Source organism: Chryseobacterium gregarium DSM 19109 (assembly GCF_000430845.1).
Lineage (GTDB): Bacteria > Bacteroidota > Bacteroidia > Flavobacteriales > Weeksellaceae > Chryseobacterium > Chryseobacterium gregarium.
The window spans coordinates 128,771-152,036 of the sequence record NZ_AUMU01000006.1 but is presented as its reverse complement, the minus strand read 5'-3'; the positions used below and the strand labels follow the sequence as shown (position 1 = coordinate 152,036).

Below are 23,266 nucleotides of genomic sequence, written 5' to 3'. Positions count from 1 at the left end.
ACACTTTTATTGATTTATAAATGGTTAAATGATTATAATTAATCGTTTAATCTTTGTCATGTTTTTTTTAATCGTCTTCTCTGAATACTTCAATCGTAACCTGTTTCTCAATAAGGTCCGTAAATTTCCCCTTGTATCTCGTAGCCCTGACCAGATGGTTGTCGATCCAGTGATAGTTCCCTCCTCTCGGTTTTCCGCACAGAACGCTGTGGTAGCGGAATCCGTGTTTGTCAAGCCAATCGATGGTGATCTGCTTCAGGTTCTCAGTTCTTGAAGTGAAAAAACAGATCTGGTGTCCTTCATCATACCATTTGTTGATGGTTTCGAGCGCATCCGGAAAAGGTTCGCAGGTCACCATTCTTTCAGGTTCTTCGTTGGGAACATCTTCCGTAACGGTTCCGTCAATATCAATTAAATAATTTTTTACACCATCCTTCAGAATCGGACTGATGCGGTCTTTATACTCTAATTCCATTATAAAAAATTGAATAACAAAGTTATGTTTTTTATAACAAAAAGGTTTGTTAAACTTAATTTATGTTGATTATTTGCATTAAAATGTGTCATCCGAAGGATAATTTTAATAATACATAGCATATTATACTTATACGATTAAAAATTTTCTCTTTGAGGTTTCCTAAATTCAGCATTGGTTATTGCAGTATCAGAATTCATAAAAATAAAATGCTTCATTTATGGCCTTACAAAACATCATCCTGTTAATTCAGATTTCAGGACTGTGCGGTTTTCGTACAAATTCATCCTATCATTCCGGTCTGCGCGATACACTCAAAAAAGAATGATGTTTACCCAAAAATTTCCAAAATACATTTATTACGCTTACATTTGTAGAAATGGAATTCGTAGTTTTAGTAACCCCTGAAGATAAAGTTCTCGGCTCGATGGAAAAGCAGCAGGCCCACGTCAACGGCCTGTTACACCGTGCTTTTTCCGTATTTTTATTCAATGGTAAAGGCGAAATGCTTCTGCAGAAAAGAGCTTCCGGAAAATACCATTCCCCTTTAAAATGGACCAATGCCGTCTGTTCGCATCCTAGAATTGAAGAAACCTACCTTGAAGGTGCCCGGCGCAGACTGAAAGAGGAACTCGGCATTGATGCCGAGCTTTCACAAAAGTTCAGCTTTATATACAAAGCGGATGTGGGGGACGGATTATGGGAACACGAACTTGACCATGTTTTTACAGGGACTTTTGAAGACGGATTTATGCTGAATAAAGACGAAGTGGATGAAGTGAGGTATATCACCATTGAAGACCTTGATAAAGAAATCGCCGAACATCCTGAGCACTTCACCGAGTGGTTTAAAATCATTCTGGAAGAATATAAGCACCAACTGTAATACCATGAAGAAAATACTGTCAGCCTTATTTCTCTGTATAGGATTTTTCCTTTTTGCGCAAGCTGTTCCTGCGAAAGTGTATGAAAGCCCGAATTATTCCGTTACCGTCCCGGACGGATGGAAAGTGACCGATGACAATAGCATCATCAATATTTTCCCGGATAACCATATCGGTGCCATCACCATCTCAGAATACCACGACCTGAATCTTCCGAAAGCAGAAACGAAAAAATTTATCCTGGCCCTTTACCAGTCATCTGATGATGAAAAAAAGGTAACGAGCAGAAACGGTAAAAAAGGCTACACGGAATATTCTTACGACTATGTGGATGAAAAAGAACATCTGATCTGGCGTACCCGGGTCTTCCAGAAGGATAAAAATCTGTTCCTGATTTCCGTGAACTGCGGGCAGAAATACTGGAACGGGAATTATATGAAGCTTTTCAACGAAGCTTTCGACAGTTTTAAAATTAAATAATAGAAATAAAAATTATATATGAAGAAAACAGCACTGTACGACAAACATGTTTCTTTGGGAGCTAAAATCGTACCTTTTGCAGGTTTTGAAATGCCTGTGCAATATTCCGGAGTTACTGAAGAACATTTTGCCGTAAGGGAAAAAGCAGGTCTTTTTGACGTTTCCCACATGGGGCAGTTTTTCATTGAAGGTCCCGGTTCAAGGGAACTTTTACAGTTTGTGACGACCAACAATGTCGATGCTCTTGAAAACGGAAAGGCACAGTATTCATGCCTTCCGAACGAAGACGGAGGCATCGTGGACGACCTGATCGTCTACAAAATGGAAGACGGGAAATATTTTGTGGTCGTCAATGCTTCAAATATTGAAAAAGACTGGAATCATATTTTAAAATACAATACGTTCGGGGCAAAAATGACGAATGCTTCAGATGAGATGTCATTACTGGCCGTTCAGGGGCCGAAAGCGACGGAAATCCTTCAGAAACTGACGGAGACCAACCTTTCCGAAATCCCTTATTATCATTTCACGGTAGGTTCTGTTGCAGGAGTTGATGATGTTATTATTTCAAACACCGGCTATACCGGGAGCGGAGGTTTCGAGATTTATTTTAAAAATGAATCGGCAGAAAAACTCTGGGATGCCATTATCGAAGCCGGGGAAACAGAAGGAATTGTGCCTTGCGGGCTGGCTTCAAGGGATACATTAAGACTTGAAAAAGGATTCTGCCTTTACGGAAACGATATTGACGATACCACGTCACCGATTGAAGCGGGATTGGGATGGATCACAAAATTCGATAAGGATTTCGTTTCCAAAGATACTTTCGCAAAACAGAAAGAAGAAGGGATCACGAGAAAACTGGTCGGTTTCGAGCTTACTGACAAAGGAGTTCCGAGACATGACTACCCTGTTGTGGATGCTGAAGGAAATGTCATAGGAAAAGTAACTTCAGGAACACAGTCTCCGATGAAAAAAATCGGGCTGGGCTTAGCGTATGTAGACAAGCCTCATTTTAAATTAGGATCTGAAATTTTTATTCAGGTAAGAAACAAAAACATTCCTGCAAAAGTGGTAAAAGCTCCTTTTGTATAGGTAAAAACATATCACAAAGCCGTTTCATTTAAGTATGAAACGGTTTTTTTGTTTTGTTATTATATGAGTTCATGCGGCATATACTTCAGGTCCGGACCTTATGAGAACAGGGAAATACTGAAGTCAATTACACATATTCTTTGTGGGCCGGTGAATTCCTGAAGCCGCCTAAACGGAACCCATTGGAAAAATGTTTTTTCCGGTAGCACTTGTATCTTTCCCGTAAGCACACAGTTAAACCGGCACAAAAATGCACCGGCTTTGTATTTCCATCGGATTCCGTATAGCCTTTTTTAGAAAAAAGCCTTCAGAGCTTCCAGGTTTTTCTTGTCATTCCCTATAAAAATATGATCATCCGTAAGGAATACGGGACGTTTCAAAAACGTATAATGATCCAGGAGCATTTCTTTATAATCATCTTCATTCAAAGTTTTTATATCAAGCTCCCTTAATTTTATCTGTGTTGACTTTTTGTTGATTAACGCTTCATACGACTGCGTCAGGCTGTGCATGGCCTCCAATTCCTCTTTTGTAATCGGCTCTTTTTTGATTTCACGAAGCTCCCAGCCCGTTAAATTAAACTGTCCCAGGATTTTTCTGCAGGTATCACATGTATTGAGATAAAATACTTTTTTCATTGATAAGATTTAATTTTCCAAAAATAAGCTTAAATATAGGATTTTAAAAATTATTAAATATCTTTATTAAAATTTTAAAAATGGATAACAAACCCATTACTTTTCAGTTTATTTCCGAGCCCTCTGATGTGAACTACGGAGGAAACGTTCACGGAGGAAGCGTCATGAAATGGATTGACCAGGCCGGATATGCCTGTGCAACCACCTGGAGCGGCAATTATTCGGTAACGGTGTATGTCGGCGGGATCCGTTTTTATGAGCCGATTAAGATCGGGGAAATTGTAAAAGTGGAAGCCCAGGTGATTTATACCGGCTCTTCGAGCATGCATATTTCGATCAATGTTTTTTCCAGGAACCTGAAGCAGCCGAAATTTGATAAGAAAACCCACTGCATCATTGTTTTCGTGGCCGTGGATGAAAACGGGAAAAAGCTTCCGGTCCCGAAATGGATCCCCGAAACGGAAGAAGAAAAGCAGAATGAGCGGTACGCCATCCGCCTGATGGAGTTGAGGACGCAGATTGAGGATGAAATGAAACCCTTTTTATAAATGCACAGAAGGGACTTTATACAGCTTTCTTCACTGGGGCTTTTAGGCCTGTATTCCTGCGGGGCCGCTAATTTTAAAAACAGTAAAAGAACATTGGGCATACAAGTATATACGGTCCGTGACGCTATTTCAGAAAACCCTGAAAAAACACTGGAAAGGCTCGCCCATTCAGGTTTCACCGGGCTTGAAATTTACGGCTACAACGGGAATTTCTTCGGGAAGACCAAAAATGAATTTAAGGCCATCTTAAAAAATACGGGCTTACAAGTGATCAGCTCACACCATACCACCGGAATGCTTCATGCTGAAAAAGGAACCTTATTAAACAACTGGGAACAATCGGTGGATGATCTGCATGACATCGGTGCGAAGTATATGGTCTGCTCCTATCTCTTTCCTGAAGAGCGGACGGCAGATCACTACCGGAAACTGCCTGAACTGCTCAACCGGTCCGGAGAAAGAACGCGACAGGCAGGAATGCAGATGGCGTACCATAACCATGATTTTGAGTTTGAAAAGTTTGATGGCCGCCAGACTGTTTACGATTACATTCTGGAAAACACATCACCGGAACTGGTAAAAATGGAACTGGACCTCTACTGGATTTCAAAAGCAGGAAAAGATCCGCTGGCCTATTTTGAGAAATACCCGAAAAGATTCCCGTTGTGGCATGTGAAAGATATGAAAGCAGGATCAAAGGATTTTACCGAGATCGGGAAAGGAACCATTGATTTTAAAAGAATTTTTGAAGCCAGGGAAAAAGCAGGCCTGGATTACTGGTTCCTGGAACAGGATTCCAGTGACAAGGATATTTTTGAGAGCATTGCCATCAGCCAAAAGTATATCTCGGAAAACCGCTTCTTTTTAAAATAATATTTATCTTTGCAATACAGGGAAATGGTGTTCTTCCCTACCCAACCGCCTTTTCCAAAAAGGCTGATGACGCCTGATTAAGAGATTATGAACGTAATTGGATCAGGAAAGTTATGCCTAAACATCAGAAAACATTAAGCCGTACCGTAAAATTCCACATCAGGTTTTTCTTCAGGAAATATCCGGCTCTGCCTTATATTATTAAATGGCTGTCGATCAGCCTTATCATCGGCACATCAGCTGGATCAGCTTCTGCAGGTTTCCTGCTGTCGTTACAATGGGCCACTGATTTCAGGGAACACCATATCTGGCTGATTGCATTACTGCCGGTTGCCGGTTTCCTGACCGGGCTTTTATATTATTATTCCGGGAAAGAGGTCGAAGCCGGAAATAACCTGCTTCTCAGTACCATCCATCATCCGGAAAAGACCATTCCGTTTAAAATGGCCCCTTTCGTTTATCTTGGAACAATGGCCACCCATTTTTTCGGGGGTTCCGCCGGCCGTGAGGGTACGGCACTTCAGATGGCCGGGGCCATTGCCGATCAGTTCAGCAGGCCCTTCAGGCTTACAGGTGATGAAAGAAAAACCCTGATAATTGCTGCCATTGCCGCCGGCTTCGGTTCCGTATTCGGCACACCCCTGGCCGGTGCCGTTTTCGGGCTTGAGGTTTTCCTGTCGGGAAAGATCCGGTACCGTGCCATTTTCCCGGCTTTTGCATCGGCAGTAGTTGCGGATATCACCACTGATTTCTGGGGGGCCCGGCATACGCATTACCATATTGACCATATTCCTGACCTTGGGTTCCTGCCTGTCATATACAGTGTCCTGGCAGGAATTGTTTTCGGAATCTGTGCAGCGGCTTTCAGTAAGTCCCTTCATAAGATGGGAGCTGTTTTCAGTTCAAACATCGGCTATCCTCCGCTCCGGCCGCTGACAGGAGGAATCATTGTTGCGGTACTGGTATTTGCGGTGGGAACCTCCCGGTATATAGGCCTGGGAATTCCCGTCATATCGGAATCTTTTGAAAAACAGCTTCCGTTATGGGATTTTGCCCTGAAAATGATATTCACGATAATCACCCTCGCTGCGGGGTTTAAAGGCGGAGAAGTGACCCCTCTGTTCTTTATCGGGGCCACGTTAGGCAGCGCACTTTCCCTGTTTATCCCGCTTCCGTTCGGCCTGCTGGCCGGAATGGGGTTTGTTGCTGTCTTTGCAGGGGCTACCAATACCCCGCTCGCGTGCCTGCTGATGGGCATTGAACTGTTCGGGGCAGAATGCGGGGTCTATATTGCTATTGCCTGTGTGGTTGCTTATCTTTTTTCCGGCCGGAACAGTATTTATTCCGGACAGAAAATAGGTGAAGCGAAAAACAGCAGGTATAATTCTGGCCGTGGCCAAAGCTTTTCGGATGTATGATCGTGTTTTCCCGAAAGAAGTATCGTTCAGAACCGTTTTGATTACCCCCTGCTCCCAGCCCCGATTGAAATGAAAAGCCTTTTTTGAAAAAAAAGATTGTAATGGAAAGCGGGAAAAAGCTCCTGAAAAAAATCTGTAAAGTGCATCATTGCCCCGATATAAATTACAAAAGCCTCCCGGAAGATCCGGAAGGCTTTTGCGTATTAAATGTGGAAATGTTTATTTCTGGTTGAAATAACTCTGACTATTCTGTTAGCAGGTAATAACCTGTGGACAGGCAATATAAGATGAGCAGTATTTAGGTCCGGTAACGGCTCCCGTACAGCTGCATCCGCAAAGTGAAAGATCCGGCGTACCTAATGAACCTCCTTTTCCTACACCTCCTACGATATTTTTCAGATCTTCTTTTCTAAGCTTTTTAGCGTTCTTTAAAATGTTGTTCTGCATTGTGATTTGTTTTTTGATTAATATTATGATTTAGTTATTTCAAATTTAAACAAAAATTAATTATTCAAAGCATAATTTAATATAATTCTTATAATTTATTTATTCTGTTTACCTTATACCTTTACTAAACGCAGCATTGCTGTAAATATTTCTTAAACACCAATAATTATTCTGTAAATTCAAGATCTTTATCATGGGTTTCGGAGATGGTGAGGGAAGCGTAAAAGGCCAGCCCGAAGACGATGGCTCCTAAGATAGCCGCACTGATAATGACCGAAAAACTATTCTTAAAAAAGTCAAATGAGAAGATCATGACCGGTACCAGGCCCCGCACCATATTCGGAACGGTAGTAGTCGCGGTATTCCTGATGTTGGTACCGAACTGCTCCGCTGCCAGAGTTACGAACATTGCCCAATATCCCGTTCCCAAACCTAACCATACACAGAAAAAGTAATATTTCGATTCCGTATCGGTATTGCCGAAGAGCATCACGGCCACCCCGACAACGGTAAAAGCCAGCATATAAAAAATCGCCATTTTACGGGATTTTAAAGCGTGGGAAATAAAACCGCTCAGCAAATCGCCTACCGAAATCCCGACATAGGCCCACATAATGGCTTTACCGGGATTCAGGTCTTTGATCCCCAGTTCAGGAGCGAACTGGTTGGCAAGAACAGCCAGGATTCCGATGCAGAACCAGGTCGGCAGCCCTACTGCAATGCATTTCAGATATCTTATGAAACGGTCTTTATTGGTAAAGAAGGACAGGAAGTTGCCTTTGGAAACCGATTTGTGCTCTATATTTTTGTAAATCCCGGATTCCGAAACACTGATCCTCAGGAACAAAAGCATGATTCCTAATATTCCGCCGATGATGTATGAAATATTCCAGCCGCCGGCCAATTCTACCGTGAGCTGTGCCACCACGGCACCCATCAGTCCGAACCCGGCCACTACCGAAGTGCCGATGGCCCGGAGGTTCTTCGGCAGGCTCTCGGAAACCAGCGTAATTCCGGCTCCGAGCTCCCCGGCAAGGCCAATCCCTGCAATGAACCGTAATCCTGCGTATTGATATACCAGATGCTCCTCCGGAAAATACGGCAGGAAGCCGCAGGCGATGTTGGCCAGAGAATACACCAGGATAGACCCGAAAAGCACTGAAAGCCTTCCTTTCTTGTCTCCGAAAATCCCCCAGAACACGCCGCCGATCAGCAGGCCGACCATCTGGCAGTTGAGGATGAAGGTCCCGTCCGTATCCGGATTCAGGCCTAATGCTTTGAGGCTTGGGATTCTCACAATACCGAACAGCAGCAGGTCGTAGATATCTACAAAGTAACCCAAAGCGGAAATAATCACGGGAATGGAAAAGATAAGCTTCGCTTTGGATGATAATGAAGGTTCTTGCATCTTAATTTTAAATTTTGATAAAAATAAAAAACCTTTCAATTTCTTGAAAGGTTTTTATACAATATCTTTTTTGAGTGATTATCTTGCAATATTCACGGCTCGTGTTTCCCTGATGACCGTTACCCTGACCTGTCCCGGATAGGTTAGTTCGTTCTGGATTTTCTCAGAAATATCATAAGACAGCTGGGAAGCCACTTCGTCATTTACTTTTCCACTTTCCACCATTACCCTAAGCTCACGGCCAGCCTGGATAGCGTAAGCCGATGAAACACCGTCAAAGCTTAATGCTGCCGCTTCAAGGTCTTTCAGTCTCTGGATGTAAGATTCCAGCACCTGTCTTCTGGCCCCCGGTCTTGCGCCTGAGATCGCATCGGCTACCTGAATGATCGGGGATAATAATGAAGTCATTTCCACTTCGTCATGGTGAGCACCGATGGCATTTACCACTTCTGCGTTTTCACCGTATTTCTCTGCCCACTGCATTCCTAATAAGGCGTGCGGAAGCTCTGATTCCTGCTCCGGAACTTTACCGATATCATGAAGTAATCCTGCTCTTTTCGCCAGTTTTACATTCAATCCCAGTTCAGCAGCCATGGTTGCGGCAATATTCGCCACTTCTCTTGAGTGCTGTAACAGGTTCTGTCCGTATGAGGAACGGTATTTCATTCGTCCCACGATCTTGATCAGCTCAGGATGCAGTCCGTGGATCCCCAAATCAATAATCGTTCTTTTTCCGACTTCTATAATTTCCTCTTCGATCTGCTTTCTGGTTTTCTCCACCACTTCCTCAATTCTGGCCGGGTGGATTCTTCCGTCCGTTACCAAACGGTGAAGGGATAATCTGGCAATTTCCCTCCTTACCGGATCAAAACAGGAAAGAAGGATGGCTTCCGGGGTATCATCAACAATAATTTCCACGCCGGTAATGGATTCCAGAGCACGGATATTACGTCCTTCCCTGCCGATAATTCTTCCTTTTACCTCATCAGACTCAATATTGAAAACCGATACGGAATTTTCAATGGCCTGTTCCGTCCCGATTCTCTGAATGGTCTGGATAATGATTTTTCTCGCTTCGCTTTTCGCATTCAGCTGGGCTTCTTCCATAATGCTCTGAACATGCGCCTGAGCCCTGGTTTTCGCTTCCGCCTTCATGGTTTCCACCAGTTCCGCTTTTGCTTCTTCTGCCGTATAGTTAGCAATCTTTTCTAGGATCTCTACTTTTTTAGCGGTTGCAGAATCCAGTTCCTGCTGTTTTCTTTCCAGAATCTCCGTTTTCTTGGAATAATCTGCAATCTGCCTGTCCAAATCTTTTTCAAGCTTTCCGGTTCTGCTAAGCTCGTCATTCAGCTTGTGTTCTTTGTCTTTGGTCCTTTTTTCAATCTCCTGCATTTTCTTTTCACGAACCTGGATATCGGCATCATGCTGGGATTTGAGCTCCAAAAACTTTTCCTTCGCCTGAAGGTTTTTTTCTTTTTTTATGGATTCGGCTTGTACGTTAGCCTTTTCTATAAGATTTTCAGCATTTTTCTTTGCATCATCTATAATAAATTTTGCTTTGGTATTGAGCGAGCTTCCCGAGAAAAACATCCCTGCTGCGGCACCGATTACCAGGCAAATAACGCCAATTATAATTTCTATCATAATTTATATTAAGTTTTAATTGTCTTTAATCATGTTCAATAAAAAAGCCTACAACAATTCAGTGATATAGAGTAAACTCCTAATCAACACGATTTGAACTGATTTCCACTGTCTGTAATCCGGACGGACCGGCACGCCATTCGATGGACATTTGTTCGGTAATTGTTTAGCGTTGAGTTTACCTTTAATGTGTTAGAATTATTGTAGGCAGTCTTTTCGGGAAAAAAAATCTATTTCCCTATTTCGTCTACCGACTGACTGATCTGCATCAGTCTGTCACCGGCAGAATGTATTGTTTTTTCGTAGTTGGCAGACACCACTTCGGCATTGGTTCCCAGTTTAAGGGCACACATTGCCAGAGCATCCTGTTTGTCTCTCACATCGAAATTCTGTTCAAAATCTTTAATCATATTTTCAATCTGCTTCCCTACCTTACGCAGTGTTTCTTCTTCTGCTGCCGGTACGTTTAGCGGATACACCCTTCCTGCAATGTTGATGGTTATTCTTCTTACCTCCATTATAATCCGCTGTTTTGAAGCTGTGCAATACAGAAATCCACTTCTTTTACCAGCCTGTTGATATGGTTCTTCATCAACCGGTTATGCTCAGGGTTTCCTGATATTGCTGAATAAAGTTTTATATTTTTTTGTTCTTCTGCTAATACCTGTCCCTTTTTTCTTTCCTCATCATATTTCCTCTTCAGTTCTTCATGCTCCTTATTCAGTTCCGAAAAATTTTCAGCAAGATTTTTATAATTTTTTTGTAATAGCAAAATCTTTTTCTCTAATTCTGAAAAATGGTTTTCTAAATCTTGAAGCATTCCAGGTTTTGTATATTCTAACTGTTAGCAAAAATAACAAAATATTAATACTAACAAAAATAAAACGTTCTATATTTTGACACAAAACAAAAAGGAGACACAAAATGTATCTCCCTTTTATATTTAAAATATCTTTTATTCAAATTTCAGTACGAAAAATATCGCCCTTGTCTGCAGGGTAGACATGGCCGACGTCCAGTAAGGAGGCGTAGTCGCATTATCGGCAACCACCTCATTGTTCATAATGAATGTACCTCTGATGGCCGGTGTCAGCTTAAATTTATTAAAGTAAAACTGAACGCCCATTTCCGCAGACCATGCGAAATTGTGCGTGGTTGACCTGAATACCTGCTGATAGTTATCATCGGTAGAATCCGAGTTGGACTGAAGATTAACGATATAATTCACCCCCGCCGCCACATACGGCCTTGAATTGTACCATCTCATTCCGTGAAACTCCAACAGTACAGGAACATCCACCAAGGTAGTCTTGATCTCCCTTACGCGGTCTCTTTCTGTTAAAGGGATAGGAATAAAAGGATCATTCGTCAAAGTTCCCGCAGCATACTGGTCGTTTGACTGTGTATTGAAAGTCAGCTGTCTCTGACCAAATTGTAACCCCGGTTCCAATCGTACATCCAGATAGTCATTCAGCCTCCATTTGGCGATCAGTCCGGCACCGAAGCTGTAGCTTGCTTTGGATGTAATAAGATTTTGGTTATTATTCATACCGTATCTCGGATCGAGAACGATACGGTAGGCAAGCCTGTTTCCGTTCAGGTAAAAACCCCAGCTGAATTTCTGTTCGTCAAAGTCTTCCAGCTTATCCATTCTGTTTCGGGTTCTGAATTGCGCGTTTGATAACACGGCAACATTTACTGAGGCTAAAACCAGTGCTTTTAATAAAAATTTACTCATAGGTTACTTTGTTGCTTTATAAATTGTGGCTATACCTAAACTTAGTTTTTTATATTCAACTTTTTTAAATCCTGTATCTAAAAGAATTTGTCTCATCTTTTCCCCGAAAGGAAAAGCATTTACAGAATCCGGAAGGTAGGTGTATGCCCTATTATCCTTAGAAATCAGTCTGCCGATGGCAGGCAATATATTTTTAAAGTAAAACATATAAAATGGCGCTAAGAACCCCTCAACCTTTGAAAACTCCAGTATGTAAACACTCTTGTTATCTTTAACCACTCTTCTCAATTCTGCCAGACCTTTGGTAAGGTTTTCAAAATTCCTCACCCCGAACGCTACGGATACCGCATCGAACCTGTTGTCCTCATAAGGCAGATTCTCTGCATCCCCCTTTTGCATGGAAATTTTGCCGTCTAATTTAAGTTTTTTTATTTTAATAACGCCAACATTTAACATTTGTTGCGATAAATCCAAACCAATCACTTTGGACCCGGTTCCCTTTTCAATGGTGATGGCAAGATCCCCCGTTCCTGTAGCCACATCCAGCACTTCCTGCGGGTTATCATTTTTCATCCACTTCACCAGCGTATTCCTCCATAAAACATCAATTTTCATGGACAGCACATGATTCAGAAGATCATATTTCGGTGCTATGTTGTCAAACATATCTTCTACCTGGCTCTTCTTCGTCGCTTCAGAGTTGTAGGGCGTAATTTTGGTAATATCTTTTGTCAAAACTTAAAACTTGTAATATTCTTTATAATAATTAAGGTAATCCTGCTTTCTGAAGATCTTTGATCTGGATTCCACCTGCTGGATATTTTTGATGACCTTATCATAATCCTCATCCACATTGTAATAAAAATCATCCGTAAACAGTTTGCTGAAGCGTCTGGCTCCCCCAAAATAAGGTTTCCCGTCAATAACGGTCTTATCCAGTGCCAAAAGTAATGAATCTTTTTTAAGATTGTACCCGTAATACTGATCATTGATATAATAATCCTGGTGGGCAATATTAATCAGCCCCCGGACTCTGCTGACTTCAAAAGCGGAATCAAAGAGCAATTTTTTATTACGGTCAAACACTTTTATGGAATTTTTCCCCTGCTTAAGGTCTACGGGAACAGTCTGACCTCCTGCAATGGTACCTTCGGAACCGCTGTTGATGCTGTAGTAATAGGTATCCGGCGTAGGGTTATCCACCACATAATAATTCTTCTTGGCTAAAAAAAAGAAATAAACCCCAAATGCAACGATAAACGCCACAACTGCAATAACTAAGCCTTTTAAAGACGCATTATTTTTCATAAGATTGTAAAGTACAATTTTTGCAAATTTAATAATATTTTTAATTCTTTGTTATTAATATTAATTATTAACTTTGCCTCTTTAAAAAATCATACAAACGAATGCCGAATACGATCATTATTGGTTCTGGATCTTATCTTCCCAGCAGAATTATCGGAAGAGACTATTTCTTAGATTCAGAGTTTTATTCAGATGACGGAATAAAGATTGATAAACCCGCAGAAGAAACAATTGCTAAATTTGTTGAAATCACAGAAATAGAGAACCGAAGATTTATTGACGAAGACCTTTCCAATTCAGAAATCGGATATGAGGCTGCAAAAATGGCTATTGCAGATGCAAAAATAGATCTTGAAGAGCTGGATTATATTATCTATGCCAGTAATTTCGGGGAAGTTACCGCCCACGGATATGCTGACTTTATGCCGACCATGGCGGCAAGAGTAAAGAATAAATTAGGAATTAAGAACAGAAAATGCATTACCTATGACATGCTTTTCGGCTGCCCGGGATGGGTGGAAGGCATGATCCTGGCAGATAATTTAATTAAAGCCAAAGTAGCCAAAACCATTCTGGTCATCGGTGCGGAAACACTGAGCCGGGTAACAGACCCGCATGACAGAAACAGAATGATTTTTGCAGACGGGGCCGGAGCGGTCGTTGTAAAAGCCACTGACGAAGAAAATATAGGGATCATTGCCCACAATACGATATGTGACAACGGCCCGGAGCTGGATTACCTGGCTAACGGACCATCCATCAATAAAGAATCCGACCAGAGCCGCCTGTATGTAAGAATGCAGGGAAGAAAGATTTATGAGTATGCCCTTAAAAATGTTCCGGCCGCTATTAAGGAAACCATTGATGATGCCGGTCTTTCCATTGAAGACATCAACAAGATCCTGATCCACCAGGCCAATGCCAAAATGGATTATGCGATGATTGAAAGGCTGCATAAACTGTATGATGTAAAAGAGTACGACCATTCTGTTTCCCCGATGACCATCCAGGAATTCGGAAACTCTTCCGTGGCGACCATCCCTACAATGTATGATTTAATTATTAAAGGAAAAATGGAAGGTCATACGTTTAAAGAAAAAGGTAACATTGTGATGACTTCGGTCGGAGCCGGAATGAACATCAATGCTATTGTATACAGATTTCCTTAATCTATTTTAATAAAAAAATATATAAAAGCACAGGGAAATTATTCTTTGTGCTTTTTTAAAACCAGTTATGCAAAGAAACTTTTTTATCATTGCGGCGATCTTCCTTTTTCTGGAAGTCTATATTTACCAGGCCATCAGGACGCTTACCGATAATTTCTGGATAAGGACCGGCTATTGGGTCTTCTCGCTGGCCATTTACGGGGTTTTCATATATGAAGTGACCCATTTCAGCAGGGCAGACAGAAGCATGGTAAGGGCTCAGATCATGATCTCCCTTTTTCTTGTTTTTATCCTGCCTAAAGTCTTCATCGTTTTATTCCTGCTGATTGATGATATCTTCAGAACCGGCAGCTACCTGGTCGGGCTGTCCGGACCGACGGAACATTTTTTCCCGGAAAGAAGGAAGTTTTTAAGCCTTATGGGTTTAGGGCTGGGAGGCGTTCTCTCTGCCCTGTTCATTGACGGGATTACCTTCGGGAGATACCGCCATAAAGTAAGAAAGGTAAAAGTAAAACTGGCGAACCTTCCGGAAAGTTTCAAAGGATATAAAATCATTCAGATCTCCGATGTCCACAGCGGCAGCTTTTCAGACCCGTCCAAACTCCAGCATGCCATTGACCTGATTAACGAACAGAAAGCTGATTTGATACTGTTTACCGGAGATATGGTAAATAATGTAGCCGATGAATTCAAGCTGTTTATTCCCCTATTCTCTCAGATTACTGCGAAAGACGGCAAGCTTGCGGTCCTCGGGAACCATGATTACGGCGATTATGTAAACTGGGCTTCCCTGGGTGACAAAAAAAAGAATCTTGATACGCTTATTGAATATGAAAAGCAGGCCGGCTTCGATATGCTCCGGAATGAACACCGGATCATTGAAAAAAACGGTGAGAAATTATACATCCTGGGCGTTGAAAACTGGGGATTAAAGCCTTTCCCGCAATTCGGGAGACTGGATGATGCTTTAAAAGGCGTACCGGAATCTGCGGCAAAAATATTAATGAGCCATGACCCTACCCATTTCGATTATGTCGTAAAAATGCACCCGGGCAATGTTCACCTTACCCTTTCCGGGCATACGCACGGAATGCAGTTTGGTTTAGACCTAAAAAACATAAAATGGTCTCCGGTTCAGTACCGCTATTCCAAGTGGGCCGATCTGTATGAAAGCGAAGGGAAAATGCTGTATGTTAACCGGGGTTTCGGCGTGTTGGGCTACCCGGGAAGAGTTGGGGTGCTGCCGGAAATTACGCTTTTTGAACTGGCGTAAATCTATTAACTTTGCAAAAAAATAAATTATATACAATGCAAGATACCGGGGAGAGACATATTTCAAATGGGAATTTCAACAATAAATCAGAATTATATCTTCACCTAATGCACATTGCAACGTATGAATATGTCAAAAGTTTTGTAGCAGATAAAAAAGTTTTAGATTTCGGTTGTGGCTCAGGGTATGGTACAAAAATATTATCTGAAACTGCAGAGAGCGTAATTGGTGTAGATATAAGTCCGGAAGCTATACATTTCGCTAAAAGAGAATATCCTTCATCTAATCTTGAGTTCATGATGTCTGAAGAAATAGAAGATAAAAAATTTGACATCATTACATCATTTCAAGTAATAGAGCATGTTTCAAATGACTCCGAATACATTATAAATTTAAAAAAATTATTGAATCCCAAAGGAATATTATTCATTTCTACACCGGATAAAGAAAACAGGCTTTTTAATCATATCCAAAAGCCATGGAACATCTTTCACTTAAAAGAATATTCTTATAACAGTTTAGAATCCCTACTTAAGAAACATTTTAGAAAGGTAGAAGTTCTGAAGATAGGTTCTGATTCCGATTTGATCTTTGAGGAAATAGCTAGAACAAAGAAACAGCGGAATATTACTCTGCCGGCAACCCTAGTTTTCTATCCCAATTTTTTAAGAATTTTCTTATTAAAATTACAAAAGCGCCTATTCCTTTTTATTAAAAAATTGAAATCAGGTCCCGAGAATTTTAAAAAAGATAATTCTGCTGTCATTTCTGACTCAAAGTATTCCTATAAAGATATTTTATTTGAAAAGGAATTGCGTCATTCAACAGATTTATTTGTAATTAGTAGAAATGACGAATAGCTTTAGCTGTTCATTTAATCAGAAAATATAATCTTTCATCCGGGAAGTAGCCATTTCCTTTTCGTTGATCCAGGTAAGGAGAGCATCCAGTTTGTCTTCCATTTTTTTTCCTGAATTCACCCTTCTGTAAAAAGGGATTTTAAATTGATATTTCTTAAAGTCGGTAAACTGCCAGGTATTGACATAAATCAGAACAAATTCGTCGCTCTTCAATGTTTCAAAAACCATATTCCGGTAATATTCCATCGGAAGCATCTGGAACACAAAATCATTATACGGCAACTGGCTGTACGGCGAAATACTTTCCGGCACCATACTCAATCCGTTCTCTTCATTGATTTCAGTATCTCTTTTCAGCCGTTTAAAAGGGAAAAGAATATTGGCATTATCGATATTGGAAAGGTAATTAAATTCCATCAGTTTCAGACTTTCCAGGGAAAGTTCACCGTCTTTCTGACGAATGCCCCTGATCTGTTTCCCTAAAAATTCCTGTACCGATTTCTTCGTTTCTTCAATTTGCGGTAGCGTTGAACCCTTATAATAAAAAGCAATTTCATGCCCTTGGGATGAAATTGCTTTTATCAGGTTTTGAAGTTTATCAATAATTGAATCCTCAATAAAAAAAGTTACTTTAATACTATGAACATCTAAAATTCTGAGGATCGCTTTGGTATTATCAACGGTGATTTTCAAACGGTCGTCATCTGAAATATGAACCTCATTTTTTATTTCAGCTTCGATATTTACGACGTTAAAAGTTAATAATACCATTTAAATTAAATTTTAGGTTAACGATATAAAACATTTATAACCATAGGTTAATATATAATTATATTAAAGTTAAGGTTTATCTTAAGAATTCTTATTGAGTTTTACTTTAAGGTTTTTAATCATATCCCTGGTCATTTCCGAAATTCCGAAATCATATGATAATCCCCAATCATTTTTAGCTATGGAATCATCTATGGAAGCCGGCCAAGAATCTGCAATCTGCTGTCTGAAATCCGGTTTATAATCAATCTCGAATTCCGGAATTTCCTTTTTGATTTCTTCTGCCAGTTCTTTCGGAGTGAATGACATTCCGCCGAGATTATAAGAGGAACGGACCGTCAGGCTTTCTTTCGGAGCTTCCATTAATTTTAAAGTGGCATTAATGGCATCTTCCATATAGAGCATCGGCATCCCCGTGTTTTCAGAAATAAAGCTGGTGTATTTTCCTTCTTCGATCGCTTCATAAAAAATTTCAACGGCATAATCGGTTGTCCCTCCGCCTGCAGGTGTTTTCCATGAAATCAGTCCCGGGTACCGTATGCTTCTTACATCTACCCCATGTTTGTCAAAATAATACTCGCACCATTTTTCACCGGCCATTTTTGAAATCCCGTACACCGTGGTAGGATTCAGAACGACATCCTGCCCTACATTTTCTTTTGGAATCCCTTTCCCGAAAACGGCAATTGAACTCGGCCAGAAAATTTTCTGAATAAGGCCTTCTTTTGCCAGCTCACAAAAATGAAGAAGCGGCTCCAGATTCAGTTTCCATGCAAACAGTGGCTGTTTCTCTGAAGTTCCGGACAATAACGAAGCCAGATGGTATACCGTGGTAATATCATAGTCTTTAATCACCTGTTTTACCAATTGTGTATTGGTTACATCCATCCTTTCATAATAGCCGGCAGAAGTAATGCCTTTCTGCCACCTGTCCAATCCTGAAGCAACAACATTTTCAGCTCCGTGAATTTCAACCAGCCTGTTTGTAAGTTCTGTACCTATCTGCCCTAACGCGCCGGTAATCAATATTCTTTCCGTGTGGGATTCCATTTTTCTATAGTATTAATGATCTCAAGCAAAAGTAAATATTTTAAAGCCTATCTTAAAACAAAATTGTAAATTCGGTTACAAAATCTGCTCATGAAAAAAACATTTTTTATATTCATAATGTTTTCCTGCACATTTTCAGCCCAGTACACTGACATCAGCATTATCAAAGAAGTGAAGGTAAAGAATAAAGGGGTTGTAGTTTCGGCGCATCCCCTTGCCAGTGAAGCAGGTGCTGAAATCCTTAAAATGGGCGGAAATGCCTATGATGCCATTGTTGCAACACAATACGCCTTAGCTGTTGTTTACCCGCAGGCCGGAAATATCGGTGGCGGCGGATTTTTAGTCGGTGTCAAAAACAACGGTGAGAAATTTACTATAGATTATCGTGAAACCGCACCTCAGAAGGCAACGCACGATATGTATGTTGATAAAAACGGAAAAGCTGACACAGACCTTTCGCAAAATGGCAGACTGGCTTCGGGAGTCCCGGGAAGCGTGGCCGGATTTTTTGCCACTTTAAAATACTGCAGGCTGCCGATGGATCAGCTCATTCGCCCTGCGATTGACCTGGCAGAAAAAGGATTTGCCATTACCCAACAGGAAGCGGATTTATTAAATGCCAATAAAGCCAATTTCCAGAAACATAATACCTCTCCAATAGCCTTTGTAAAAAATATCCCATGGAAAGCAGGTGATATCCTGATTCAGAAAGAGCTGACGGAAACCCTGAAATTAATCCGGAAACAGGGTAAGCAAGGTTTTTATGAAGGCAAAACCGCCGGACTTCTGGCTGCTGAAATGAAAAAAGGAAACGGGATTATCTCACCGGAAGATCTTAAAAACTACAAAGCCGTAGAACGAAAGGCACTGGAATTTGACTACAAAGCGCATACGGTGGTTTCGATGCCGTTGCCTTCAAGCGGCGGAATTTTGCTGGCACAGATGCTTACTATGGCAGGCTATGAAAATCTTGAGAAATATCAGCAGAATTCTACCCAAGCCGTTCAGGTTATGGTAGAAGCAGAAAGGCGGGCGTTTGCTGACCGGGCAGAATATATGGGCGACCCGGATTTTATTGATGATCAGACGGCTTATTTAATTTCCGACCCCTACCTTAAAAACAGATGGAAAAGCTTCAGTTTCAATAAAGCGACTCCAAGCTCTGAAGTCGGCAAAATTATAAAGCTGCCCGGGGAATCTACCGAAACCACCCACATCTCCGTGCTTGACAGGGAAGGAAATGCAGCAGCGGTTACCACAACATTAAACGGTTTATACGGAAGTAAGGTCGTTGTTTCCGGAGCGGGATTTTTCCTGAATAATGAAATGGATGATTTCTCCATAAAACCGGGAGTCCCGAATATGTTCGGGGCTATAGGCGGCGAGGCCAACTCGATCCGTCCGAATAAAAGAATGCTTTCATCCATGACCCCAACGATCGTCCTGAAGAACGGGAAGCCCTACCTGATCGTGGGAACGCCGGGCGGAACTACGATCCCCACCTCCGTTTATCAGTCCATTGTTAATGTAATTGATTTTAAATTAAATGCCAATGCTTCTGTAAACGCTCCAAAATTCCACCATCAGTGGCTTCCCGACACGGTTGCTTTTGAAAAGAATTTTCCTGAAACGACCGTTAAGGATCTGGAAAAACTCGGTTACAAAGCCGAAAACCGGGACCAGATCGGCAGGACGGAAATGATTCTTGTTGATGATAACGGCACCATTCATGCCGTTGCCGATGGCCGTGGCGACGATTCCGTAGCGGTGGAATGAGTTTGATCTGTACTGCCTGTTTTAGGGGTTTACCTTTATATTTTAATTTCAGCGCTGTAAAACCAAGGGAAATTCGATATTCGGTTAACTGGTAATCATTCATCAGTTTCGGCGGGGGCTCCGGGCCCGCCGAAACTTTACAGGATACCGATCATATTTTCAGGTAATTTTCTTATTTTTCAGGCTTAAAACAATCTCATTGAAAACAAAAAAACTTTATCAGCAGCTTTATTTCCAAGTCATCATTGCCATTGTTGCGGGGATTCTTTTAGGAAGGTTTTATCCTGAACTCGGTGAAAAGATGAGGCCTTTAGGCGACGGGTTTATCCGATTGGTAAAAATGATCATTGCCCCTGTGATTTTCATTACCCTTACGTTGGGGATCGCGCACATGACTGACCTGAAAAAAGTGGGAAGGATTGCTGTTAAAGCCATGATCTATTTCATTACATTCTCTACCCTGGCGTTAATTATCGGTTTGATTGTGGGGAATATCCTTCAGCCCGGCCACGGTCTGCACATTGATCCGGCCAGTCTTTCAGGAGATGTTTCTCAATACCAGCAGAAAGCCCACGAATCTACCCTCACCGGCTTTATTATGAATATCATTCCCGAAACTTTATTCAGTCCGCTGGTCGGGGAAAATATCCTTCAGGTATTGCTGGTGTCTGTCTTGATGGGAGTTGCCCTGGTATTGACAAAAGAAAAAAGCCGTAAAGTAACCGATTTTTTACAGGAACTTTCGGCTCCCGTTTTTAAAATTGTCCACATGCTGATGAAACTGGCCCCTATCGGCGCTTTTGGAGCGATGGCATTCACCATCGGCAAGTATGGCCTTCATTCTGTTTTAAACCTTATTTTTCTGGTCGGTACTTTTTATGTCACATCTGCGCTGTTTGTGGTGGTGGTACTGGGTGCAGTTGCCCGGTACAACGGTTTTAATATATTCAAGCTGATATATTATCTGAAGGAAGAGCTTTTACTGGTTTTGGGAACCAGCTCTTCTGAATCTGCCCTTCCTGGAATTATGGAAAAACTGGAAAAGGCAGGCTGTTCCAGAGCGATTGTCGGACTGGTAGTCCCGACCGGATATTCATTCAATCTTGACGGCACCAATATTTACATGACGCTGGCCTCCCTTTTTATTGCCCAAGCTCTTGATATCCATCTTCCGATTGAAAAGCAGATCATCCTGCTTCTGGTTGCCATGCTGAGCTCAAAAGGAGCAGCGGGAGTTACCGGTGCCGGATTTGTAACCCTGGCAGCCACCTTAGCCGTCGTTCCGGAAATCCCTATTGCAGGGATGACCCTTATTTTAGGGATTGATAAATTCATGAGTGAATGCCGTGCCTTGACGAATGTAATCGGGAACTCCGTGGCTACCGTTGTAGTGGCCAACTGGGAAAAACAGCTGGATAAGGAGCAGCTGCAGTATTGCCTGGATCATCCGAATGAAGTGGAGAAAAAACTGGAAGTCTGATAATCCCACCGGCTGATATTTTACAGGCAAAATCCCAGCCCTGATTGCAGTGAAAATCCTTTTTTGAAGAAAAAGATTGCAACGGAAAGCAGGAACGGCTCCTAAAAAATATAATGGTTAAGTTGTAGCAGGTAATATTTTAGGATGGCATCCTTTTCTCGCTCTCTGCAATAACTTAAACTAAAATCTTAAGACTGGAGGGCTGAACTTTAACATGAACAGGTGATTTTATTTTATTGAATTCTCCGTCCAGATGCCAGTTTTTGGTATTTACCTTAAATTCCACGTCGGAAACCGGCAGGTAAGTGATATAATGGTCGTCTTTTAATTTCTTCGTAAACATTCTGAAGGCGAAAAGGGCAGAATACGTCAATGGGAACTTTTTTACCAGGACCATATCCACCAGGCCGTCGCTTTTGCTTGCCTGAGGCGCAATGTAAGCGTTGTTTCCGAACTGCCGGGTGTTGGCGATGTTAACCATCAGATATTTCCCGTTGTATTGCTTATACTCTTCGTTTAAAAATTTAAGCTTGATCGGTTTATAACTAAAAAATGTTTTAAGGGAAACCCTGATGTAATTTTTAAACCCGCGGGTCGTCTTTTCAAACTCCTTCACTACTTTTCCGTCGAAGCCGGTCCCGGAGACATTGATGGAAAGCAGACCGTTGACTGTGAAAGTATCAATTTTCCTGGAATTTTTCACCTTGAGTTTTTCCAGCAGCTCATCCAGGTTCTTGCTGAATTTCGTTTCGTTGGAAAATCCGTTGCCGGAACCGGCCGGAAAAATAGCCAGGATCTTTTCCGTATGAATGATATTTTTTGCCACGGTTGAAATGGTGCCATCACCACCGATCGCAACGAAAATATCCACATCCTCTAAATGCATCTGGATAAATTCATTCGTTCCGGGAATGGATTCTGAAATATAATACAAAGGATCTTTTATCTTTGTTTTCAGCTCATTGAGGAACGGCTGATAATTCTTCTTTGCCGAAAAGGGATTGATGATGAAGGCAACTTTTTCCATTGCTGCAAAATTAAAAAATGCTTCCGGACCGGGAAGCATTAATATTACTTAATTTTCATTCTTTCTTTAAATGCAGGATTCAAGGTACCTTCAAGTTCCTGCCACGAAACTGGAATGGTTATGTCTCCGGCAGCAAAAGCGGCAATTTCATAAGGGCTGTAATGGAAATACAGGTTTTTGTCATCAAAATAAAAATTTTCGGAAGCCGGCACTGTGTCCACCAGAAGCATTTCCGAATTGTTGACTTTCCCGCTTTCATCGGTTGTTCCACTGTTTATTTTATTGATGTTTTTAATCAGCAGGGCTTCCAGTTTACCTTTAGGCATCGAGGTGATATCTTTCAGGTCAACTTTTTTATTGTTTTTCAGGTCGAATACCCTTTCTGAAAATCCGTAATTGTCATGCGCGCCACCTTCATAGGAGCCCCACACATACTCAATGTGAAGATAATCATGGATATTTGATTTCATATTCATGCCCATATCGGAATACCATTCCTGTGAAAAGGTAAGATCTGAAAGAAAGTCCTTTGACTCTTTTTTAACCCGGCTGAAATATTCGTTCTTATTTTTTTCAAGCAGGGCCTGAAGTCCTTTTTTAGAAAAATCCTGAATATTTTTATCCCCGAAATAAATGCTGTCCAACAGTTTTTTATCTTTAATCGCCGGAAAAACCAGCATCATGGAATAATACCTGATCTTCAGGGAATCACTGACCTGAATGGAGTCGTTAACTCTTACTGAATCAATCGTAAATTGCTTTTGATCAACTTCAGTTTTGGCAGTCTCCGTATGGATGTCAGACTTTTTACAGGCAGAAAAAATAAAGAAAGAGGATAACGTCAGAATGGCAAAGGTATTTTTCATAATTGGATTTTCTTTCTGATATGCAAAAACCATTCAAA

The 23,266-nt window shown here is 41.3% G+C and carries 25 protein-coding genes and 1 riboswitch; of the genes, 11 read left to right on the top strand and 14 right to left on the bottom strand.

Going from position 1 to position 23,266, the window contains the following annotated elements:
- Positions 1 to 67 precede the first annotated feature (67 nt).
- On the bottom strand, positions 68 to 475 hold the full coding sequence (locus tag H561_RS0107390; RefSeq protein ID WP_027386431.1) for an LNS2 domain-containing protein: 408 nt from the start codon (positions 473 to 475) through the stop codon (positions 68 to 70).
- A 379-nt stretch (positions 476 to 854) separates the two neighbouring features.
- Between H561_RS0107390 and idi the strand changes: the two genes are divergently transcribed.
- Genes idi through gcvT form a run of 3 tightly spaced genes read left to right on the top strand, consistent with a single transcriptional unit; the run spans position 855 to position 2,934 of the window.
- Positions 855 to 1,361 carry an isopentenyl-diphosphate Delta-isomerase gene (gene idi / locus H561_RS0107385; protein ID WP_027386430.1) on the top strand — a complete coding sequence of 169 codons (507 nt, stop codon included), beginning with the start codon at positions 855 to 857 and terminating at the stop codon, positions 1,359 to 1,361.
- Positions 1,362 to 1,365: 4 nt separating this feature from the next.
- The gene (locus H561_RS0107380) at positions 1,366 to 1,839 is read left to right on the top strand and encodes a hypothetical protein (protein ID WP_027386429.1); all 474 of its coding nucleotides are present in this window, start codon (positions 1,366 to 1,368) and stop codon (positions 1,837 to 1,839) included.
- Between the two features lie 18 nt (positions 1,840 to 1,857).
- Positions 1,858 to 2,934, top strand: coding sequence for a glycine cleavage system aminomethyltransferase GcvT (gene gcvT / locus H561_RS0107375; RefSeq protein ID WP_027386428.1), 1,077 nt, complete (start codon positions 1,858 to 1,860; stop codon positions 2,932 to 2,934).
- A gap of 293 nt (positions 2,935 to 3,227) precedes the next feature.
- Here the strand turns inward: gcvT and H561_RS0107370 are convergent, their stop codons facing one another.
- Positions 3,228 to 3,572 carry an arsenate reductase family protein gene (locus H561_RS0107370; RefSeq protein ID WP_027386427.1) on the bottom strand — a complete coding sequence of 115 codons (345 nt, stop codon included), beginning with the start codon at positions 3,570 to 3,572 and terminating at the stop codon, positions 3,228 to 3,230.
- Between the two features lie 80 nt (positions 3,573 to 3,652).
- Here H561_RS0107370 and H561_RS0107365 point away from each other — a divergent pair, with 80 nt between their 5' ends.
- The 3 genes from H561_RS0107365 (at position 3,653) to H561_RS0107355 (ending at position 6,411) form a co-directional block, all read left to right on the top strand.
- Positions 3,653 to 4,120 (top strand): acyl-CoA thioesterase, encoded by a 468-nt coding sequence (locus H561_RS0107365; protein WP_027386426.1) that lies wholly within the window; start codon positions 3,653 to 3,655, stop codon positions 4,118 to 4,120.
- Positions 4,121 to 4,993, top strand: a complete 873-nt coding sequence (locus H561_RS0107360; RefSeq protein WP_027386425.1) for a sugar phosphate isomerase/epimerase family protein — start codon at positions 4,121 to 4,123, stop codon at positions 4,991 to 4,993. It abuts the gene before it with no gap.
- An 11-nt stretch (positions 4,994 to 5,004) separates the two neighbouring features.
- A riboswitch (Fluoride riboswitch) is annotated at positions 5,005 to 5,076 on the top strand.
- 30 nt (positions 5,077 to 5,106) lie between these two features.
- Positions 5,107 to 6,411 carry a voltage-gated chloride channel family protein gene (locus tag H561_RS0107355; protein ID WP_027386424.1) on the top strand — a complete coding sequence of 435 codons (1,305 nt, stop codon included), beginning with the start codon at positions 5,107 to 5,109 and terminating at the stop codon, positions 6,409 to 6,411.
- 252 nt (positions 6,412 to 6,663) lie between these two features.
- On the opposite strand, the gene H561_RS0107345 is transcribed toward H561_RS0107355, so the two are convergent.
- The 8 genes from H561_RS0107345 to H561_RS0107310 all read right to left on the bottom strand — a co-directional run bounded on the left by H561_RS0107345 (position 6,664) and on the right by H561_RS0107310 (position 12,956).
- Positions 6,664 to 6,858: a hypothetical protein gene (locus H561_RS0107345; protein ID WP_027386423.1), complete on the bottom strand. Its 195-nt coding sequence runs from the start codon at positions 6,856 to 6,858 to the stop codon at positions 6,664 to 6,666.
- 166 nt (positions 6,859 to 7,024) lie between these two features.
- Entirely contained in the window at positions 7,025 to 8,266 is a 1,242-nt protein-coding gene (locus H561_RS0107340; protein WP_027386422.1) for an MFS transporter, read from the bottom strand.
- Between the two features lie 78 nt (positions 8,267 to 8,344).
- The gene (gene rny, locus H561_RS0107335; RefSeq protein WP_027386421.1) at positions 8,345 to 9,910 is read right to left on the bottom strand and encodes a ribonuclease Y; all 1,566 of its coding nucleotides are present in this window, start codon (positions 9,908 to 9,910) and stop codon (positions 8,345 to 8,347) included.
- A 230-nt stretch (positions 9,911 to 10,140) separates the two neighbouring features.
- Complete coding sequence (locus H561_RS0107330) at positions 10,141 to 10,428, bottom strand: cell division protein ZapA (RefSeq protein WP_027386420.1); 288 nt, start codon at positions 10,426 to 10,428, stop codon at positions 10,141 to 10,143.
- Entirely contained in the window at positions 10,428 to 10,730 is a 303-nt protein-coding gene (locus tag H561_RS0107325) for a hypothetical protein (protein WP_027386419.1), read from the bottom strand. Before H561_RS0107325 ends, H561_RS0107330 begins: the two co-directional genes overlap by 1 nt.
- A gap of 135 nt (positions 10,731 to 10,865) precedes the next feature.
- Entirely contained in the window at positions 10,866 to 11,648 is a 783-nt protein-coding gene (porT, locus tag H561_RS0107320; protein ID WP_034761615.1) for a type IX secretion/gliding motility protein PorT/SprT, read from the bottom strand.
- Between the two features lie 3 nt (positions 11,649 to 11,651).
- Complete coding sequence (gene ubiE, locus H561_RS0107315; RefSeq protein WP_027386417.1) at positions 11,652 to 12,383, bottom strand: bifunctional demethylmenaquinone methyltransferase/2-methoxy-6-polyprenyl-1,4-benzoquinol methylase UbiE; 732 nt, start codon at positions 12,381 to 12,383, stop codon at positions 11,652 to 11,654.
- A 3-nt stretch (positions 12,384 to 12,386) separates the two neighbouring features.
- Positions 12,387 to 12,956 (bottom strand): hypothetical protein, encoded by a 570-nt coding sequence (locus H561_RS0107310; protein WP_027386416.1) that lies wholly within the window; start codon positions 12,954 to 12,956, stop codon positions 12,387 to 12,389.
- 101 nt (positions 12,957 to 13,057) lie between these two features.
- Between H561_RS0107310 and H561_RS0107305 the strand changes: the two genes are divergently transcribed.
- From H561_RS0107305 to H561_RS23265, 3 genes are all read left to right on the top strand, one after another.
- The gene (locus H561_RS0107305; protein WP_027386415.1) at positions 13,058 to 14,125 is read left to right on the top strand and encodes a 3-oxoacyl-ACP synthase III family protein; all 1,068 of its coding nucleotides are present in this window, start codon (positions 13,058 to 13,060) and stop codon (positions 14,123 to 14,125) included.
- A 67-nt stretch (positions 14,126 to 14,192) separates the two neighbouring features.
- A complete protein-coding gene (locus H561_RS0107300; RefSeq protein ID WP_027386414.1) occupies positions 14,193 to 15,398 on the top strand; it encodes a metallophosphoesterase in 1,206 nt (401 codons plus the stop codon).
- Positions 15,399 to 15,433: 35 nt separating this feature from the next.
- A complete protein-coding gene (locus H561_RS23265; protein ID WP_051349328.1) occupies positions 15,434 to 16,258 on the top strand; it encodes a class I SAM-dependent methyltransferase in 825 nt (274 codons plus the stop codon).
- An 18-nt stretch (positions 16,259 to 16,276) separates the two neighbouring features.
- Here H561_RS23265 and H561_RS0107290 read toward each other — a convergent pair whose 3' ends face one another.
- Both H561_RS0107290 and H561_RS0107285 read right to left on the bottom strand, forming a co-directional pair.
- Entirely contained in the window at positions 16,277 to 17,029 is a 753-nt protein-coding gene (locus tag H561_RS0107290; protein ID WP_027386413.1) for a polysaccharide deacetylase family protein, read from the bottom strand.
- 81 nt (positions 17,030 to 17,110) lie between these two features.
- On the bottom strand, positions 17,111 to 18,079 hold the full coding sequence (locus tag H561_RS0107285; protein WP_027386412.1) for an NAD-dependent epimerase/dehydratase family protein: 969 nt from the start codon (positions 18,077 to 18,079) through the stop codon (positions 17,111 to 17,113).
- Between the two features lie 90 nt (positions 18,080 to 18,169).
- Here H561_RS0107285 and ggt point away from each other — a divergent pair, with 90 nt between their 5' ends.
- Positions 18,170 to 19,855: a gamma-glutamyltransferase gene (gene ggt / locus H561_RS0107280; protein WP_027386411.1), complete on the top strand. Its 1,686-nt coding sequence runs from the start codon at positions 18,170 to 18,172 to the stop codon at positions 19,853 to 19,855.
- Between the two features lie 199 nt (positions 19,856 to 20,054).
- Positions 20,055 to 21,335 (top strand): dicarboxylate/amino acid:cation symporter, encoded by a 1,281-nt coding sequence (locus H561_RS0107275; protein WP_027386410.1) that lies wholly within the window; start codon positions 20,055 to 20,057, stop codon positions 21,333 to 21,335.
- Positions 21,336 to 21,510: 175 nt separating this feature from the next.
- Here the strand turns inward: H561_RS0107275 and H561_RS0107270 are convergent, their stop codons facing one another.
- Together H561_RS0107270 and H561_RS0107265 are read right to left on the bottom strand one after the other, a co-directional pair.
- Complete coding sequence (locus H561_RS0107270; protein ID WP_027386409.1) at positions 21,511 to 22,362, bottom strand: diacylglycerol/lipid kinase family protein; 852 nt, start codon at positions 22,360 to 22,362, stop codon at positions 21,511 to 21,513.
- Between the two features lie 44 nt (positions 22,363 to 22,406).
- Positions 22,407 to 23,228, bottom strand: a complete 822-nt coding sequence (locus H561_RS0107265) for an RsiV family protein (RefSeq protein ID WP_027386408.1) — start codon at positions 23,226 to 23,228, stop codon at positions 22,407 to 22,409.
- Positions 23,229 to 23,266 lie beyond the last annotated feature (38 nt).

Bases quoted from the DNA above. Each gene is read 5' to 3' on its own strand.
- H561_RS0107390 (WP_027386431.1), bottom strand. From the start codon at position 475: ATGGAATTAGAGTATAAAGACCGCATCAGTCCGATTCTGAAGGATGGT.
- idi (WP_027386430.1), top strand. From the start codon at position 855: ATGGAATTCGTAGTTTTAGTAACCCCTGAAGATAAAGTTCTCGGCTCG.
- H561_RS0107380 (WP_027386429.1), top strand. From the start codon at position 1,366: ATGAAGAAAATACTGTCAGCCTTATTTCTCTGTATAGGATTTTTCCTT.
- gcvT (WP_027386428.1), top strand. From the start codon at position 1,858: ATGAAGAAAACAGCACTGTACGACAAACATGTTTCTTTGGGAGCTAAA.
- H561_RS0107370 (WP_027386427.1), bottom strand. From the start codon at position 3,572: ATGAAAAAAGTATTTTATCTCAATACATGTGATACCTGCAGAAAAATC.
- H561_RS0107365 (WP_027386426.1), top strand. From the start codon at position 3,653: ATGGATAACAAACCCATTACTTTTCAGTTTATTTCCGAGCCCTCTGAT.
- H561_RS0107360 (WP_027386425.1), top strand. From the start codon at position 4,121: ATGCACAGAAGGGACTTTATACAGCTTTCTTCACTGGGGCTTTTAGGC.
- H561_RS0107355 (WP_027386424.1), top strand. From the start codon at position 5,107: ATGCCTAAACATCAGAAAACATTAAGCCGTACCGTAAAATTCCACATC.
- H561_RS0107345 (WP_027386423.1), bottom strand. From the start codon at position 6,858: ATGCAGAACAACATTTTAAAGAACGCTAAAAAGCTTAGAAAAGAAGAT.
- H561_RS0107340 (WP_027386422.1), bottom strand. From the start codon at position 8,266: ATGCAAGAACCTTCATTATCATCCAAAGCGAAGCTTATCTTTTCCATT.
- rny (WP_027386421.1), bottom strand. From the start codon at position 9,910: ATGATAGAAATTATAATTGGCGTTATTTGCCTGGTAATCGGTGCCGCA.
- H561_RS0107330 (WP_027386420.1), bottom strand. From the start codon at position 10,428: ATGGAGGTAAGAAGAATAACCATCAACATTGCAGGAAGGGTGTATCCG.
- H561_RS0107325 (WP_027386419.1), bottom strand. From the start codon at position 10,730: ATGCTTCAAGATTTAGAAAACCATTTTTCAGAATTAGAGAAAAAGATT.
- porT (WP_034761615.1), bottom strand. From the start codon at position 11,648: ATGAGTAAATTTTTATTAAAAGCACTGGTTTTAGCCTCAGTAAATGTT.
- H561_RS0107310 (WP_027386416.1), bottom strand. From the start codon at position 12,956: ATGAAAAATAATGCGTCTTTAAAAGGCTTAGTTATTGCAGTTGTGGCG.
- H561_RS0107305 (WP_027386415.1), top strand. From the start codon at position 13,058: ATGCCGAATACGATCATTATTGGTTCTGGATCTTATCTTCCCAGCAGA.
- H561_RS0107300 (WP_027386414.1), top strand. From the start codon at position 14,193: ATGCAAAGAAACTTTTTTATCATTGCGGCGATCTTCCTTTTTCTGGAA.
- H561_RS23265 (WP_051349328.1), top strand. From the start codon at position 15,434: ATGCAAGATACCGGGGAGAGACATATTTCAAATGGGAATTTCAACAAT.
- H561_RS0107290 (WP_027386413.1), bottom strand. From the start codon at position 17,029: ATGGTATTATTAACTTTTAACGTCGTAAATATCGAAGCTGAAATAAAA.
- H561_RS0107285 (WP_027386412.1), bottom strand. From the start codon at position 18,079: ATGGAATCCCACACGGAAAGAATATTGATTACCGGCGCGTTAGGGCAG.
- ggt (WP_027386411.1), top strand. From the start codon at position 18,170: ATGAAAAAAACATTTTTTATATTCATAATGTTTTCCTGCACATTTTCA.
- H561_RS0107270 (WP_027386409.1), bottom strand. From the start codon at position 22,362: ATGGAAAAAGTTGCCTTCATCATCAATCCCTTTTCGGCAAAGAAGAAT.
- H561_RS0107265 (WP_027386408.1), bottom strand. From the start codon at position 23,228: ATGAAAAATACCTTTGCCATTCTGACGTTATCCTCTTTCTTTATTTTT.